Origin of the sequence: Falsiruegeria mediterranea M17, from assembly GCF_900302455.1 — a bacterium.
In the GTDB taxonomy this organism is placed as follows: Bacteria; Pseudomonadota; Alphaproteobacteria; order Rhodobacterales; family Rhodobacteraceae; genus Falsiruegeria; species Falsiruegeria mediterranea.
Map to the genome: position 1 here is coordinate 93,299 of NZ_ONZG01000009.1, position 15,308 is coordinate 108,606.

Annotated in this window: 18 protein-coding genes; 16 read left to right on the forward strand and 2 right to left on the reverse strand. The window is 57.9% G+C overall.

The features are described 5' to 3' along the window. Window positions 1-4 precede the first annotated feature (4 nt). Window positions 5-127 (reverse strand): tRNA lysidine(34) synthetase TilS, encoded by a 123-nt coding sequence (tilS, locus tag TRM7615_RS26260; RefSeq protein ID WP_108789796.1) that lies wholly within the window; start codon window positions 125-127, stop codon window positions 5-7. Between the two features lie 109 nt (window positions 128-236). On the opposite strand from tilS, the gene TRM7615_RS26265 reads away from it, so the two are divergent. From TRM7615_RS26265 to TRM7615_RS26135, 9 genes are all read left to right on the forward strand, one after another. After that, window positions 237-545: a hypothetical protein gene (locus tag TRM7615_RS26265; RefSeq protein WP_165821464.1), complete on the forward strand. Its 309-nt coding sequence runs from the start codon at window positions 237-239 to the stop codon at window positions 543-545. 71 nt (window positions 546-616) lie between these two features. Next, complete coding sequence (locus TRM7615_RS25370; protein ID WP_125133707.1) at window positions 617-805, forward strand: hypothetical protein; 189 nt, start codon at window positions 617-619, stop codon at window positions 803-805. Between the two features lie 96 nt (window positions 806-901). Beyond that, window positions 902-1,660: a DUF3604 domain-containing protein gene (locus TRM7615_RS17305; RefSeq protein ID WP_108789800.1), complete on the forward strand. Its 759-nt coding sequence runs from the start codon at window positions 902-904 to the stop codon at window positions 1,658-1,660. Between the two features lie 11 nt (window positions 1,661-1,671). Further along, window positions 1,672-2,592, forward strand: a complete 921-nt coding sequence (locus TRM7615_RS17310; RefSeq protein ID WP_108789802.1) for a hypothetical protein — start codon at window positions 1,672-1,674, stop codon at window positions 2,590-2,592. A gap of 99 nt (window positions 2,593-2,691) precedes the next feature. Beyond that, entirely contained in the window at window positions 2,692-3,651 is a 960-nt protein-coding gene (locus TRM7615_RS17315; RefSeq protein ID WP_108789804.1) for a Bug family tripartite tricarboxylate transporter substrate binding protein, read from the forward strand. 12 nt (window positions 3,652-3,663) lie between these two features. Continuing rightward, window positions 3,664-4,152, forward strand: a complete 489-nt coding sequence (locus TRM7615_RS17320; protein WP_108789806.1) for a tripartite tricarboxylate transporter TctB family protein — start codon at window positions 3,664-3,666, stop codon at window positions 4,150-4,152. Window positions 4,153-4,155: 3 nt separating this feature from the next. After that, window positions 4,156-5,670 carry a tripartite tricarboxylate transporter permease gene (locus tag TRM7615_RS17325; protein WP_108789808.1) on the forward strand — a complete coding sequence of 505 codons (1,515 nt, stop codon included), beginning with the start codon at window positions 4,156-4,158 and terminating at the stop codon, window positions 5,668-5,670. 110 nt (window positions 5,671-5,780) lie between these two features. Further along, window positions 5,781-6,566, forward strand: coding sequence for a sulfatase-like hydrolase/transferase (locus tag TRM7615_RS26130; RefSeq protein WP_108789810.1), 786 nt, complete (start codon window positions 5,781-5,783; stop codon window positions 6,564-6,566). After that, a complete protein-coding gene (locus TRM7615_RS26135; protein ID WP_165821465.1) occupies window positions 6,535-7,239 on the forward strand; it encodes a sulfatase-like hydrolase/transferase in 705 nt (234 codons plus the stop codon). The genes TRM7615_RS26130 and TRM7615_RS26135 overlap by 32 nt, the downstream gene beginning before the upstream one ends. Window positions 7,240-7,241: 2 nt before the next feature. Here the strand turns inward: TRM7615_RS26135 and TRM7615_RS17340 are convergent, their stop codons facing one another. After that, a complete protein-coding gene (locus TRM7615_RS17340; protein ID WP_165821466.1) occupies window positions 7,242-8,153 on the reverse strand; it encodes a LysR family transcriptional regulator in 912 nt (303 codons plus the stop codon). A gap of 488 nt (window positions 8,154-8,641) precedes the next feature. Between TRM7615_RS17340 and TRM7615_RS17345 the strand changes: the two genes are divergently transcribed. From TRM7615_RS17345 to TRM7615_RS17375, 7 genes are all read left to right on the forward strand, one after another. Continuing rightward, entirely contained in the window at window positions 8,642-9,076 is a 435-nt protein-coding gene (locus TRM7615_RS17345; RefSeq protein WP_235824127.1) for a hypothetical protein, read from the forward strand. Then, window positions 9,073-9,726, forward strand: coding sequence for a MotA/TolQ/ExbB proton channel family protein (locus tag TRM7615_RS17350; RefSeq protein WP_108789818.1), 654 nt, complete (start codon window positions 9,073-9,075; stop codon window positions 9,724-9,726). The genes TRM7615_RS17345 and TRM7615_RS17350 overlap by 4 nt, the downstream gene beginning before the upstream one ends. Window positions 9,727-9,757: 31 nt before the next feature. Then, window positions 9,758-10,084, forward strand: coding sequence for a biopolymer transporter ExbD (locus tag TRM7615_RS17355; RefSeq protein ID WP_108789820.1), 327 nt, complete (start codon window positions 9,758-9,760; stop codon window positions 10,082-10,084). Between the two features lie 4 nt (window positions 10,085-10,088). Continuing rightward, a complete protein-coding gene (locus tag TRM7615_RS17360; protein WP_108789822.1) occupies window positions 10,089-10,466 on the forward strand; it encodes an ExbD/TolR family protein in 378 nt (125 codons plus the stop codon). Beyond that, window positions 10,463-11,653 (forward strand): TonB family protein, encoded by a 1,191-nt coding sequence (locus tag TRM7615_RS17365; RefSeq protein WP_108789824.1) that lies wholly within the window; start codon window positions 10,463-10,465, stop codon window positions 11,651-11,653. Before TRM7615_RS17360 ends, TRM7615_RS17365 begins: the two co-directional genes overlap by 4 nt. Window positions 11,654-11,750: 97 nt before the next feature. Continuing rightward, window positions 11,751-12,221: a DM13 domain-containing protein gene (locus TRM7615_RS17370; protein WP_108789826.1), complete on the forward strand. Its 471-nt coding sequence runs from the start codon at window positions 11,751-11,753 to the stop codon at window positions 12,219-12,221. 229 nt (window positions 12,222-12,450) lie between these two features. Next, window positions 12,451-15,240, forward strand: a complete 2,790-nt coding sequence (locus TRM7615_RS17375; protein ID WP_108789828.1) for a bifunctional aconitate hydratase 2/2-methylisocitrate dehydratase — start codon at window positions 12,451-12,453, stop codon at window positions 15,238-15,240. Window positions 15,241-15,308: the final 68 nt, after the last annotated feature.

Genomic DNA, 15,308 nt, shown 5'->3' on the forward strand with positions numbered 1-15,308 from the left:
AAGCCTAGGCCAATGTGGATCGGTCCATGACTTCGCAAAATAGTCTTAGTGATCTGATATTCATCAGTAATATTCTATCTCTTTCGAAAGAAGGAATTTGCCATGCAATAAATATTTTTTTGAACAAATGGGATCAACTAACGATGGCGGGCGCACTGGCGCTGACTGAGGGAAGAGGGGAGACAATCCCCCGCGCCTTCCCACGCGTTGTTCATTATCCATCCCAAGGAAATCTGATGCCTTTCAACACCTACCGTCCCGATCTGATGGGAATTGCTGAAATCGACAGAAAGGGGCCACTCGTTTGCGGTTCGTGGACCTCTTTGACGCTGACGTATACAGCAGGTCATTTTGGGATCGATGATCTGGGGGGCATCAAAATATCAACCCGGTCTGCATCAGATCAGACTTCGCTGCAATTCGATGACCCCACCGCACCAGGTTACACCACCATCACCGCCTCTAACGGGGCGAAGCTGAATATTAGTACCGCAAGAACAGCAACATCCGCCCTTGGGGCAACACGCCTTACGTCCAGTGCCTGAACTTTCTGGCCGAGGGGGATACGATCACTGTGCTTATGGGGGATCGCATACAGGGGTAGCCAGGCGTGCGCATGCAGACCTTTGTCGAACACACTTACCAGTTCCGTGTGCATGTGGATGCATTTTCAACTTATGACTACACGGTGCTGCCGGATGAAAAGCAGCCAACTTTGCAACTGATCCCCGGACCAGCGACCGTGCACCGCGCTGTACTGCCGTCTTTGCGCGATGTGAAAGACACCTTTGCTCTGGGTCTGTAGGCTGAAGATCGCTGGGGTAATCCGACCGCAGAAGACAAGGGCACTTATGCACTACGCGCATCTCGTCCCGTGTTAGGTCTTCCAGAGACTTTCGACATGTCCGAAAGTGAGGGTGGCGCCTTTCGAATTGAAGGTCTCAAGGTCGAGGCACCCGGCGATCTGATCGTGGAAATGATTGACGAGGCAGGCGAGGTGGTCGCGACGTCCAATCGGCTGCGCTCGGCGATAGAAACGCCGTTCCGGCATTTTTGGTCCGACATGCACGGTCAAAGCGGAGCGACTATAGGCACCAATACCGCGCGGCAGTATTTTGAGTTCGGCCGAGACAAGGCATTCATCGACATCTGTGGCCATCAAGGCAATGACTTTCAGATCACCGATGCATTCTGGGCCGAGCTGAACGCTTTGACGGCCGAGTTGAACCAGCCGGGTCGCTATTTGACCGTTCCTGGCTATGAGTGGTCCGGCAATACTTCGGTTGGCGGGGATCACAACGTGTGGTTTCGCAACGAGGGTCGCCCAATTTATCGTGCACAACGCTCACTCGTCATGGGGGAGTCTACGGACGAGAACACCTGTATCGACGCGCATCAGCTGTTTGAGCGCTTGAAGAACGAAGACGCGCTGATCGTGGCCCATGCCGGCGGGCGCTACGCAGATGTCTCCTTTGCGCATGACGCCAACCTTGAGCCGTCTGTTGAGGTGCATTCCTCTTGGGGCACTTTTGATTGGATCTTTGATGATGCCCATCAGGCGGGGTATCGCGTGGGCATTGTGGCTGCCTCGGATGGGCGCAAGGGGCGTATCGGTGCCAGCTATCCTGGGTCGGGGAAGTTCGGCTCGCTGGGGGGCTGACGTGTCACCTGATGCCCGAACTGGAACGTGACGATCTTTTTGATGCCTTCCGCCATCGCCGTCATTATGCCACCACCGGTTGCCGCCCCTACATTGATGTGCGCATCGGAGGACTTGAGAACGGCCAACGTCGGCTGCATAGCGGGGACATCACGCCAGTCGAAGCTGCCCATATCGGTGACATCCTTTCGTGTTCGAATGACATGGTTAAGCTGGACATCGACATATCCGCGCAGGCCGGGATCGAACGTATCGAAGTCAAGGACGGAACCGATGTTCTGGCCCACGTCCAACCCGAGATGGAGCGCCGCATGGCAGGTAACCGGGTGCGGGTCCAATGTGAGGGGGCAGAATACCGAGGTCGGAGCCGTCGGGTGGATTGGGATGTTTCCCTGAAGCTGCACGGCGCGACGCCGCTCAAGACACAGGCGGTCAATTTCTGGAATGCTGATTGCGAGATCAAGGTAGAGGATGATGCTGTCAATTGGGGGTATGTGACAACCGGAGGTGCCCATGCAGTGGATGTCTGGTTGAACGATGCGTCGATGGGCAAGCTCAGCTTCACCAGCAACATCACGAATTTTGACATCAAGCTAAGCGAATGGGATGCAAACGAGCTGGTGCAAGACTGCGGGGGCCTTGGCAAAGCCGTGCGTGTGACGCGATTACCTGATGAGCCACTGCCGGCAACGCTCACCCATCAGGTCTCTGTTCCTCTCTCTTCGGGTCAAGAACGTTGCCTTTTTATCCGCGTGGTCTTTGAAGACGGACATATCGCCTGGACCAGCCCAATCTACGTGACTCGATGTGATTGCCGAACTCAACACGGGAAACAAAGAGTTGCCCGCAATCCCGTTTGCTCGCATCGGATCCAAAGTGCCAGTGTTTGCAGATGTTCGAAGTATTCAGCACTTGATGCACAGATTGCATAAAGCTCAGCAATTTATGCTGATATGCAGCTAACTGTGCGAAATTCAGATAGACGATGACCCGACAAAAGCAGATTGCGCCATACTCATGGGGAGGAATTCATGAACCGCCGTCATTTCATTCAACTCGCTACACTTACGTCTGCTGGGTTTGCGCTGAGCGGTACATGTGCTTTTGCGGATTGGAAGGTGCGCCGTCCGGTGAATATTATTCTGCCGTACAAGGCGGGCGGTGGGACTGACAGCTATGCGCGTGCCGTTGCCTCCGCAGGCGATGGTTTGTTCCCGGTTCCCTTTGTCGTTGTGAACAAGCCCGGCTCTTCAGGTATGGTCGGCGCCACCGAAGCTGCGCGCGGTCGCCCGGATGGCACAACCGTTTTGCTGACCTCGGCAGGGTCTTTCCTGCTGACGTCGATGCTGCGCGACACCGACGTGACCCCGCTTGAAAGCTTCCGCATCGTTGCCCAGATCGGAAAGCTGACCACCTCGCTCATGGTGCCCTATGACAGCCCCTACCAGTCGCTGGACGATCTGGTGGCGGATATCAAAGCCCGTCCGGGTCAAGTTCGCTGGGCTCACACCGGCAATGGTGGTTTCCACAACGTCGCGGGACAGGGCTTTCTGGACAGCAATGATCTGGACGCGGTCGGCGTTCCGTTCAAAGGTGGGTCCGCAACCCGCGCTGCCGTGATCGGCGAACAGGTCAGCTTTGGCATGATCGGTATTCAGCAGGCTGCAGGTTTCGAAGAGCAACTGCGCCCCTTGGCGTTGAATTCCGACACGCGCGATACCTTCATGACCGACGTGCCGACCTTTGCCGAAGCCGGTTACGATGCGGTGGATGTCAGCTCGCCCATTATCGTGTTCGCCCCCAAAGACACCCCAGATGATGTTGTTGCCGCGCTGGAGGCCGCGTTGAAAGAGATCACATCGTCCCAAGCCTTTATCGATGCCATGGCGGAACGCGGCAATGCACCGGTCTATCTGCCGGGTGCCGAAGCTGAGGCCAACCTGCGCGCGATGAAGGAAAACGCAGGGCCGATCATTTCGGCACTGAAGTAAAGGAGTGTCCTCATGTCGACCCGCACTCTGAATACGAACACGGTTATCGGAGGGTTCATGGCAGTGTTTGGACTTGCAGCGATTGTTGCGAGCTTGGACATCAATCCTGATCCTGATGGCACTTGGGGTGCCCGTATCTTTCCTCTGGTCGGCTCAGTCGCTTTGGTGGTCCTGGGCGTAGTGGAGTGCGTCAACGGCCTGAAATCTCCACCACCTGCCGCTGAACGCGGCGCAGAGGACAACGTGATGGGTCGGATCCTTGCCTTGCTGATCCTGTCCTTTGCCTATGTCTGGTTGATTGGCAAGTTTGGCTATCTGCTCAGCACGGGGCTGGCCGCCATTGGGGCGCTGATGATCTTTGGAGTTCGTAATCCGGTTGGATTGCTGGTGGCTGCCATCGTCTGCCCGGCGATCTATCACCTCATCTTCTTTGTCCTGCTCGGAGTGTTCCCGCCCTATGGCGAGTGGTTTGACCCGCTGGACATCACTCAGGGGTACTGAGACATGGAAATCTTTGCTGCGCTGGCCTCGGTCCTGATCGACCCGATCATCCTGATGTGGGTGCTTGCCGCCGCCGTTGTCGGCATGGTGGTGGGCGCGATTCCGGGCCTGACGGCCTCTGCCGCGATCGCGATGCTGTTGCCTGTTACCTTCTACATGCAGCCGCTGGCCGCGCTGGCATTTCTCTACGTCATCGGCAAATCCGGGCGGTATGGGGGATCCATCGCAGCCATCTTGTTCAACACGCCCGGTACGGCGGCCTCGGCCGCGACCCAGATCGACGGCTATCCGTTGTCCCGGCGGGGTATGTCAACCAAGGCCATGAAGGTGGCAACCCTGTCGTCGATCATCGGCGACTACGTTGGCGAAATCCTGTTGATCGCGGGTGTTGGCATCATCGCTGCGATCGCGCTGAAACTGGGGCCGCCGGAACTCTTTGCCGTCTACTTTGCCGCCTTTGTGGTGATCGGGTCCGTGATCGGCAAATCCATCACACGCGGATTGGCGTCCGCAGCCTTGGGTGTGCTGATCAAGATGGTTGGCCTGGACCCGATCTCGTTCGAGGAACGGTTCACCTTTGGCTCGTTTGATCTGACCAACGGCATCTCGCTGGTGCCACTGATGATCGGCATCTTTGTTCTGGGCGAGGTCTTCTCGCAGCTCGAGGCTCGCGGAAAACCGATCGCGCCGGTCGATGCACCCGACAGCGAAGACACGCGCGCCATGAACCGCCTGACTTGGGCAGAATACAAACCCTGCGTCCCGCATGTGATCCGCTCTTCCTTCATTGGATCGTTCATCGGGATGCTCCCGGGGCTTGGTTCGGCCATTGCTGCCTTCGTCGCCTACGGCGAAGGCAAACGCCGGGCCAGGAACCCTCAGGAATGGGGCAAAGGCGCGCTCGAAGGCATCGCCGCGCCCGAGGCTGCCAACAACGCCGTGTCCGGCCCATCAATGGCACCGCTGCTGACTCTGGGCATCCCCGGATCGACCATTGGCGCGATCCTGGTGGGGGTGTTCCTGATCCACGGCATCCAGGTTGGTCCGACCCTCTTTCTGACCCAGAAGGAGCTGGTCTATCAACTGTTTGCCTGCGGTTTGGTGGGCATCGCCGCCTATGGCCTGATCGGATATTTTGGCGCGTCTTTCGTCGGTCGCTTCATCCTGAAGATCCCGACGGATGTGCTCTATCCGGTGATCTTCCTGACGTCATTCATCGCGGCCTATTCGGCGCGGGGGAACCTGTTCGACGTCATCGTGATGGTGGTCGCGGGCTTCGGCGGATGGCTGATGAAGCGCTATGACTTCAACCCGGCAGCCTTTGTCATCAGCTTCGTCCTGGCCGGCGGGGCCGAAGAAACCTTCCGCCAATCGTTGCTCTTGTCGGACCACGGTGTGCTGATCTTTGTCACCCGTCCAGTGGCCCTGGCCTTCCTGATCCTGGGTGTGGTCGCAGTCGCCGCACGGGCCCGCACCCTCGGCAAACAAGCCAAACAAGCCTCCCTCAACGACGCATAACACAAATCCCAAACCTTGGAGCGTCCGCCGCTTGGTCGGCTGTCCATCTCCCAAATCCGCACCCCGCCCCCACTGCGCCCCAACGCTGCCCACATAAAAAGGAAACACATATGCCAGCCCCCAGAAACCTCATCCTATTTGTGACGGACAACCACGCGCGTGATTTTCTCGGCGCGGCGGGCCATACGGTTGTGAAGACACCCAACCTGGATCGGCTGGCGGAACGTGGGACTCGGTTTGAAAATGCCTATGCTGCGACAACTCTGTGCTGTCCTGCGCGTGCAGCCATGGCCACCGGAAAGTACCCGCACCAAACCGGGTATTGGGACAACGCCACGATGTATGACGGGACGGTCAAAACCTGGCACCACCATCTGCGAGATGCGGACATTCCTGTGACTGCCATTGGCAAACTGCACTACCGGTCTACAGCAGATGACAACGGATTTGCCGAGGAAATTCATACCATGCACGTGGTTGATGGGGTGGGTTCACCACTCACCCTACTGCGGGCAACGAAAGAAGGTGTGCCAACTCGCGCGGGGCACAAAGCGATTTATGGCAATTCGGGTAAGGGCGAGACCGATTACCAAGTTTATGACCGCCAGATCACCGAGCGGGCCGTGGCCTGGCTGAAGGACAACGCAGACAACCCGAAGCCCTGGGTTCTGGTCGTGTCTTACCCCAGCCCGCACCCGCCTTTCCGCGCTGACGCACCCATCTGGGAAGCCTATCCCCCAGCGGAAATGCCACTGCCCAAGACCTGGAATGCCGAAGATCGCTATGACCATCCGGCGATGGCCTATCTCGCGCGGATGAACCAAACCATTGATGGCATCGATGAAACCTTCATGCGCAACGCCTATGCAGGTTATTGCGCTGATCACTCAGACTGATGCTGAAATCGGCAATGTAATAGACGCGGCGGATGCACTCGGTCTGACCGAAGTGACCGGGATGGTCTATACCTCGGACCATGGCGAGGCGATTGGTGCACACGGCATTCTGGGCAAAGCCAACCTATATGAGCATTCCGCTGGCGTGCCCCTGATCATGGCTGGCCCCGGTGTCCCGGAAGGCAGGGTGGTGTCTGACAATGTGAGCCATGTAGACCTGTTTCCAACCATGTTGGACTACTTTGGTGTAAGGGCCGACAATACCGAAGACCGGCTGGGACAATCCTTGCTGTCAGTGGCAGCCGGAACTGCTGAACAGCGCGCAGCATTTTCTGAATATCACGCCATGGGCAGCCTCAATTCCAGTTTCCTGTTCCGTCAAGGCAAGTGGAAACGGATCTATCATGTCGACATGCCAAATCAGCTGTTCGACTTGGACGCGGACCCAGAAGAAGTCAATGATTTGCTGGCCCACAATGGGGCGCATCCCATGGAAGCGGTCCTGTCGGATCAGCTCCGCGCGTTGGTTGATCCCGAAGCGCTCGACCTTCGCAGCAAGGCCGATCAGCGTGTGCGGATTGAGGAACTGGGTGGCTTGGAAGTCGTGCGCAATTTCGGCTCCATCGCGGCGTCGCCGATCCCCGGAGAAAAGGTTTCGCTCGAAAAGGTCTGACCTCAATTGGCGTTCAGCAACTTGTTCAGCCCGGCTCTGTAGTTGAACACCTCTTGGCGGATCGCCTCTTTCATGATGGCGGTCGCGCCCTCGACCTCTTGATCCAAGGGCACAACGAAGCCGACCGGCACCGAATGATCGGTTTTCAACCGCCGAAGCACAAACCCCTGATCCAGGACAGATTTTGGAAAAATCCCATCAGTGACCGCCAGGCTGCCTGCCGCTAGGCCAACATGGATGGCCACATCCATCGTACTGCTTTCTTGTCGTACGTTGGGTATCAGCCCGGCCTCGTCAAAAACTCTTGCCAGCCTTTGTCGCAGGATCGACCCCTTTTCGATCAAAGACAGGGGCGCATCGGCCAGGGCTTCGACCGGTATGTCGCGCTCTGCTGCCATTGGGTGATCGCGCGGGAGGATCACGCACAGAGGAAAATCAACGATGGGCTCTCCGCGCACCCCGGGGTGGGCAACCGGCACCGAGGTGAGCGCGATGTCGAACATCCGCGAGGCTGCCCAACGTTTCAGATTGTGCCGGGCTTCCACGCTGATGTTGATCCGTGTGTCTGCTCCCGTTTCCGCGAAATAGCGTCTTATGGCTGCTGGGATGATTTCCTCTCCCATTCGAGGTAAGCTGAGGATGCGGATCAGCTGTTCCTTGGTCGCTCCATCTCGAATGGCGTCCGAGATCTTGGGCAATTCGTCCAGAACGCTCAAGGCGCGTAAGGCTTCCGGTAAGAAGGAGGTGGCGGCTTCTGTGGGGGAAAGCCGCTGCCGTTCTCGCTTGAAGAGCTTCAGGTTCAGATCTTTTTCAAACGCCGACAGCATGCGGCTTGCTGCGGAATGCGTCAGATGCAACCGTTCGGCGGCCAAGGCAATCGTCCCGGTTTGCATCACTTCTACAAATAATTTCAACGCCGGTATCTTTGGCATTCGTGCCGACATGGTGGCCTCTGGGTTGATAATTTATTGCGCTATCTGCATGAACTTCTAGAGGTGCATCGGCATCGGCACAAAGTGGCATTTTCTTGGGCGTCGCACGGCGTGGCGTTCAAGATGGCTGAGCCTCTAACCCCAAAGACCTCCAAGTTCCACGAAATCGCCAAAAGGTGATCGAACACAGGTTGTTGTGCCAGTCTATCGCCTGAGTGATGAGCAGAATGGCTTGGGAAGACTGGGCCCGGAATTGCAACGCTCCCCTTTGAAAGCGCATACTGGCTTGAAGACCTTGAGTTACAGCATCATCCCAGCAGATGCCTGTTGTCTATGAGTGAGCCCCAAAGGGCAGGCCATCGGATATGCCGTTTCCTGCTTGTGCCAGTTGAACTTTTTTTCATCGACTTGGATGTTGGTCGACATACCCCTAGGTTACCACCGTGAAAGTTCAGGCTAGGGATGGAACAATGCGGTTAGTTAAGTGCCTTTCTACGATGGCGTTGGCCATTGCTTTGCCAATTGCTTCCATGACCGAGGCAATCGCAGAAGAAACCGGCGCGCTCACTTTGGAACTCAACTCGCTCCAAGATGTTGGGTCCGCGTGTCGTTTGACCTTTTTGGCCAAAAACACGTCCGGTTCGGAAATCGACAAGGCTGTTTTTGAAACGGTGATTTTTGACCGGACCGGCAGCGTAGTCAGCCTGAAGCTTTTTGACTTTCGAACCCTCCCCTCTGGGCGGCCACGGGTTCGTCAGTTCGACTTGTCAGGCATGGCGTGTCAGGACGTTGGTCAGGCGCTGATAAACGGCACAAGCACCTGCTTGGTGAATGGGGTAGAAAGTGACTTGTGTCAAAATGCGCTGACTCTGAAGAGCCGAATTGATGTGGAGTTGTTGGGATGAGCCCCATTGCTGTTCTGAAAGAGCTTTTGAACCTTGGCGGTCCCGTTGTTGGCATCCTGATCGTCATGTCGATCATCACATTGGCCGTAACGCTCTATAAGATATGGCAGTTCTCAGCCTGCGGGGTTGGTCGTCACAAGGTGTTGTCAGACGCATTGGCCCATTGGGAACTTGGCGATTGGCAAAGCGCGCGTGCGCGCCTCGGGCAGAGCCGCAGTTACCTGGCGCCGCTTGTTGATGTGGCGATGCAAGGGCCGGATATCCCGGGTTTGGATACGCGCCTGGATGCCGAGGCCGGATTGTCGCTGGCCCGGTTGGAACGCGGGTTTCGTGTGCTCGACACCATCGCGCAGCTCGCGCCGCTGCTGGGTCTGTTCGGGACTGTTCTGGGCATGATTGAAGCCTTTCAGAACCTTCAGACAGCCGGATCGACCGTCGATCCATCTATCCTGGCCGGGGGGATATGGGTTGCCTTGATCACGACCGCTGTGGGGCTGGCCGTCGCCATGCCGACCTCGATGGTTTTGGCCTGGCTTGAAAGCCGAACCGCGCAGGAGCGGGTGTTCGCAGACAAGGCTTTGAGAACCGTCCTGGTTCCAACACCGGTTGCACCGACCGCTGCCGCGTCAGCCGTGCCGGGCCATGCGTAACGTCGCCCCATTTGTCAGACGCAGTTTGTCGATGACGCCGCTTATCGACATCATCTTTCTGTTGTTGCTGTTCTTCATGCTGTCTTCGACCTTTTCCAAGTACAGCGAAATCGAACTGAGCAATGCCACATCCGGCGGTGGCAGCAGCGCCGAAGCCCCCAAGCGCACCTTTGTCCAATTGGGGGCTGAACGCTTGTTGGTGAATGGCGCGCCGATGACGTTGAAAGCTTTGGGCGAAAGCATCGAAGAGGGGCAGGTTCTGGTCAGCCTGGATCAGGACGTCAACGCTCAGGGCGTGATTGATCTGTTGGTGCAGTTGCGGGGCCGTGACGGGCTGAACGTTCTGGTGTTGGAATGAGCCGATGATCCGACAGCCGACCACGCGCCGCAAACGGGACTCGACGATTGCCCTGATCAACGTTGTCTTTCTGATGCTGATCTTCTTCCTGATTGCGGGTACGGTCGCACCGCCCTTGGACCCGGAGCTGACACTTGTTGACACCTCTGAACTGGAGGGCAGGGAGCCTCCTGACGCGCTGGTTCTGCGACAGGACGGCACGCTGAATTTCCGCGGGACCTCCGTCGAACCGGCGGCTTACATGGATCAACATGAGGCTGGCCCCGTACGGATTGTTCCCGATCGCAATGTAGCCGGGCAACGTCTGATCCAGATCACGGGACAATTGCGCCGGGCGGGGGCAACGTCGGTCTTTGTTGTGACCGAGCAGGCCCTGCGGTGATACGCGGTTCGCTCGTCATTGCGGCCGTCGCCTTGGTGCTGTCGGTGTTGATCCACCTGCTGGGTGTGGGGTTCACCTTTCGCGTGGGTGGTCCCGAGGGCGCGCCCGAGCCTCGGGGGGATTCAGTCCCGGTTGGTACGACATTTGAGGAACTGGCCGAGGACGTTGCGGAACCGGTCGAGCCTGAACCGGTGGAAGAGCCCGAACCCCCGGTGGAAACATCGCCCGAGCCGGAAGAGGCTGACATTCCGACCAGTCAGGCACTTGTAGCTTCGCCCAACCCGCAGCAGGTGGTGTCACCGGATATTGGAGACGCCACCGAGGTGGCTCCTGAACCTACGGAACCAGTTGAACAAGCGGCGGACAACGCCGAGGAGGTTGGGCCGCAAGAGGGGACGGATGTCCAACAGGATATCACACCGCCGCTGGAACCTGACACGGTGGTCGAAGCGCCTGCTGCTCCGCCCATCCAAAGCGTGACCGAAGCCGAGGAGGTTCTGCCAGAACCCACCGAAGCCACCGAGCCAGAGCAGGTTGCAGCAGTCGAGCCTCAGGCAGCTGCTGAACTTGTCGAAACGTCAAACGTGCCGGTTGTGCCGTTGGAAACCGATCCGGTACTGCCCGAAAGCACCGAACAGGTCGAAAGCATTGACCCCGAGGTGGTTGAAGCTCCTGACGCTGAAACGGGGTCTGCGTTGGCCGTGGCGCAGTCTATCCGCCCGCGCGCGCCGTCGCGGCCGACATCGCCGACACCGCCGCGTGACGACACGCCGGACCGTCTGTTTGACAGCGCGCGAAACTTCGACGCCCTGCGTTTTCCCGAGCAAGCGGTCGAGTCACCCTTGGCAACCTATCAGCGCAAAGGGGTGGATGCCTTTGCCGCTGCCAACGTAGGCGCACAGCCCAGTTCTCGGGGCGGCGGCAATTCCGATACCACCAATTATGCCGGGCGGGTGCTGGTCCATCTCAACAATGCACCCACCACGCATGTGCCGGGCAGGGGCTATGCCCAGGTGTATTTCGAGATCAATCCAGATGGTTCACTGGCGCGGGTCAACATCGTGGACAGTTCGGGTTCGATCAAGATCGACAACGCGGCCAAGGCCCAGGTGCGTGCGGCGGCGCCCTTCCCGAAACCCCCAGAGGGTAGAAGTCGCACGATGTCATTTTACTATCGGATCAATTGATCGCACGTTTTGCGACCGATGGACGTACTTGCTGGGAAGTCCGTTCCAGAGGATGTTAAAAGGCAACAACCTACAACTCTCGAGAGGACCGTCCATTATGCTTCGCCTCGCCATTCTGCTTTCGACACACGCCGCGGCCGTGGCAGTGGGTTTTGCGCTGGGGGTGTATTTTCTGCCCATCCTCACCGCGCCCAAATCACCTGATGCGGCCGTTTTGCAGCAAAACGCCCAAGGCGCGCTGTTCACGGCCGAGTTTACGCGTGATCTGCGGGGAAGTGATTTCCTGCATTGGGGCGAGGGGACGGTCAGCATCACGGATACGCAGATCGTGCACCAAGGCGCGCTGGCGCCAGGTCCGGATTACATGTTGTATCTGGCGCCCGAGTTTGTCGAAGATGAGGATGGGTTCTGGGCCGTCAAAGACAGCTCGCAAAAGATTGGGCCGGTCAAGACATTTGACGGCGTAATGCTGGATATCCCCCAAGGGGTGGACGTGACGCAGTTCAACACGGTGCTCGTTTGGTGTGAGGCTTTCGGAGAGTTCATCACCGCTGCAAAATACCGCTGATTCCCAACCGCCTCACGGCAGATAGCGGCAATGGGTCCCATTTCGCTTGGGCCGCGTTCAGTGTTGATGACCCTGTTACCCAAATGGGCAGGACATCGCGCCGCTGGCAGAACAGGTTGCAAACCTCGCCCAAATGGTATACCGCCGCATACAAAGAGCAATCCCGGCGCTCGGACAGGTCCGATTGTCGGGGCTCTAGCTTCGTCAACGCCTAATCGCCGGGATAGCCATGAGCCTGTATACAGACTACCTCACAGAGATCGAAACACGCAAAGAACAGGGCCTGAGCCCCAAGCCCATCGACGATGGTGCGTTGCTGGCCGAGATCATTGAACAGATCAAGGACACCGGGAACGAGCACCTCGGGGACTCGCTCAAGTTCTTCATTTACAACACACTTCCGGGCACGACCAACGCGGCGGGTGTCAAGGCGAAGTTCCTGAAAGAGATCATTCTGGGCGACGTCACTGTCGACGAAATCGCGCCCGAACGCGCGTTTGAGCTGCTGTCGCACATGAAAGGCGGCCCCTCGGTCGCCGTGCTGCTGGACCTGGCATTGGGCGATACCGAATCTGTTGCCGCTCCGGCTGCCGAAGTTCTGAAGACCCAGGTGTTTTTGTACGATGCGGATATGGCGCGTCTGGCTGAAGCACTTGAAGCTGGCAATGCGATCGCCAAGGATGTGCTGGACAGCTACGCCAAAGCTGAATTCTTTACCAAGCTTCCCGATCTCGACGACGAGGTTCAGGTGGTCACCTATATCGCTGGCGAAGGTGATATCTCGACCGACTTGCTGTCGCCCGGCAACCAGGCGCACTCGCGCGCGGACCGTGAACTGCACGGCAAGTGCATGATCACCGAAGAGGCGCAGAAAGAGATCGAGGCGCTGAAGCTGCAGCACCCCGGCAAGCGTGTGATGCTGATCGCGGAAAAAGGCACCATGGGCGTTGGCTCGTCGCGGATGTCGGGCGTGAACAACGTCGCGCTCTGGACGGGTAAGCAGGCGTCGCCGTACGTACCGTTCGTGAACTACGCGCCGATTGTGGCAGGTACCAACGGCATCTCGCCGATCTTCCTGACCACCGTTGGCGTGACCGGCGGCATCGGTTTGGACCTGAAGAACTGGGTCAAGAAGGTTGACGAGGACGGCAATGCGATCCTCAACAACGACGGCAATCCGATCCTTGAACAGAAGTACTCGGTCGAAACCGGCACCGTGTTGAAGATCAACACCAAGACCCACAAGCTGCTCAGCGAAGACGGCGAAGAGCTGGTGGATGTGTCGTCTTCTTTCACGCCGCAAAAGATGGAATTCATGAAGGCAGGCGGATCTTACGCCATCGTCTTTGGTAAGAAGTTGCAGACATTTGCGGCCGAAACCTTGGGTGTTGAGGCACCGCAGGTGTTCGCACCTTCGAAAGAGATCAGCCACGAGGGCCAGGGCCTGACCGCCGTTGAAAAGATCTTCAACCGCAACGCTGTGGGAACAACACCCGGCAAGACCCTGCACGCCGGTTCCGACGTACGCGTCAAGGTCAACATCGTTGGGAGCCAGGACACCACCGGCCTGATGACCATGCAAGAGCTTGAGGCGATGGCGGCCACGGTTGTGTCGCCCATCGTTGATGGTGCTTATCAGTCGGGCTGCCACACCGCGTCCGTCTGGGATGCCAAGGCACAGGCCAACACCCCGCGTCTGATGAAGTTCATGAACGACTTTGGTCTGGTTACCGGGCGTGACCCCAAGGGCGAATACCACGCCATGACCGACGTGATCCACAAGGTCCTGAACGACATCACCGTCGACGACTGGTCGGTGATCATCGGCGGCGACAGCCACACCCGTATGTCCAAGGGCGTGGCATTTGGTGCGGACTCGGGCACCGTTGCGTTGGCGCTGGCCACCGGCGAGGCTTCGATGCCGATCCCGGAATCGGTCAAAGTGACCTTCAAGGGCCAGATGGCCGATCACATGGACTTCCGTGATGTGGTGCACGCCACCCAGGCGCAGATGCTTCAGCAGCATGGCGACAACGTCTTCCAAGGCCGCGTGATCGAGGTGCACATCGGCACCCTGCTGGCCGATCAGGCGTTCACCTTCACCGACTGGACGGCCGAGATGAAAGCCAAGGCCTCGGTCTGTATCTCGAACGACGAGACACTGATTGGCTCGTTGGAGTTGGCCAAATCGCGCATTCAGATCATGATCGACAAAGGCATGGAGCATGAAAACGGCATGCTGGCCAAGCTGATCGCAATCGCCGACAAGCGTATTGCCGAGATCAAGTCAGGTGAAAAGCCTGCGCTGACCCCGGATGACAACGCCAAGTACTTCGCCGAGGTGGTTGTGGATCTGGAGGAGATCATCGAGCCGATGATCGCCGACCCGGATGTGAACAATGCGGATGTATCCAAACGCTATACTCACGACACCATCCGTCCGATCAGCTTCTACAATGCTGAAAAGAAGGTGGATCTGGGCTTTGTTGGCTCGTGCATGGTTCACAAGGGCGACATCAAGATCGTCGCGCAGATGCTCAAGAACCTCGAAGCTGCCAATGGCAAGGTTGAATTCAAGGCCCCGTTGGTTGTTGCGGCGCCCACCTACAACATCATCGATGAGATGAAAGAAGAGGGCGATTGGGAAATCCTGCAGAAGTATTCGGGCTTTGAGTTCGATGACCTTTTCCCCAAGGAACAGGCCCGCACCGAGTACGAGAACATTCTCTACCTTGAGCGTCCCGGCTGTAACCTCTGCATGGGCAACCAGGAAAAGGCTGCCAAAGGCGATACCGTTCTGGCGACCTCGACCCGCCTGTTCCAGGGGCGTGTTGTGGCAGACAGCGAGAGCAAAAAGGGTGAATCGCTGTTGGCGTCGACCCCGCTGGTGGTGTTGTCGGCAATCCTGGGCCGGACGCCCACGCTCGAGGAATACAAAACTGCGGTCGAAGGCATCGACCTGACCAAATTTGCCCCGCCGATGGAAAAACCGGCAGGCGCGCGGTCGGTGCACTTCTAAGAAACCGATATTAATCAAAGAAAAGGGCGGCGGGGCGAAAGGCTCCGTCGCCCTTTTTACGTTCCGGG

What these genes read in the sequence shown, in the direction of transcription:
- TRM7615_RS26265 (WP_165821464.1), top strand. Translation starts at nt 237, where the DNA reads ATGCCTTTCAACACCTACCGTCCCGATCTGATGGGAATTGCTGAAATC.
- TRM7615_RS25370 (WP_125133707.1), top strand. Translation starts at nt 617, where the DNA reads ATGCAGACCTTTGTCGAACACACTTACCAGTTCCGTGTGCATGTGGAT.
- TRM7615_RS17305 (WP_108789800.1), top strand. Translation starts at nt 902, where the DNA reads ATGTCCGAAAGTGAGGGTGGCGCCTTTCGAATTGAAGGTCTCAAGGTC.
- TRM7615_RS17310 (WP_108789802.1), top strand. Translation starts at nt 1,672, where the DNA reads ATGCCCGAACTGGAACGTGACGATCTTTTTGATGCCTTCCGCCATCGC.
- TRM7615_RS17315 (WP_108789804.1), top strand. Translation starts at nt 2,692, where the DNA reads ATGAACCGCCGTCATTTCATTCAACTCGCTACACTTACGTCTGCTGGG.
- TRM7615_RS17320 (WP_108789806.1), top strand. Translation starts at nt 3,664, where the DNA reads ATGTCGACCCGCACTCTGAATACGAACACGGTTATCGGAGGGTTCATG.
- TRM7615_RS17325 (WP_108789808.1), top strand. Translation starts at nt 4,156, where the DNA reads ATGGAAATCTTTGCTGCGCTGGCCTCGGTCCTGATCGACCCGATCATC.
- TRM7615_RS26130 (WP_108789810.1), top strand. Translation starts at nt 5,781, where the DNA reads ATGCCAGCCCCCAGAAACCTCATCCTATTTGTGACGGACAACCACGCG.
- TRM7615_RS26135 (WP_165821465.1), top strand. Translation starts at nt 6,535, where the DNA reads ATGCAGGTTATTGCGCTGATCACTCAGACTGATGCTGAAATCGGCAAT.
- TRM7615_RS17345 (WP_235824127.1), top strand. Translation starts at nt 8,642, where the DNA reads ATGCGGTTAGTTAAGTGCCTTTCTACGATGGCGTTGGCCATTGCTTTG.
- TRM7615_RS17350 (WP_108789818.1), top strand. Translation starts at nt 9,073, where the DNA reads ATGAGCCCCATTGCTGTTCTGAAAGAGCTTTTGAACCTTGGCGGTCCC.
- TRM7615_RS17355 (WP_108789820.1), top strand. Translation starts at nt 9,758, where the DNA reads ATGACGCCGCTTATCGACATCATCTTTCTGTTGTTGCTGTTCTTCATG.
- TRM7615_RS17360 (WP_108789822.1), top strand. Translation starts at nt 10,089, where the DNA reads ATGATCCGACAGCCGACCACGCGCCGCAAACGGGACTCGACGATTGCC.
- TRM7615_RS17370 (WP_108789826.1), top strand. Translation starts at nt 11,751, where the DNA reads ATGCTTCGCCTCGCCATTCTGCTTTCGACACACGCCGCGGCCGTGGCA.
- TRM7615_RS17375 (WP_108789828.1), top strand. Translation starts at nt 12,451, where the DNA reads ATGAGCCTGTATACAGACTACCTCACAGAGATCGAAACACGCAAAGAA.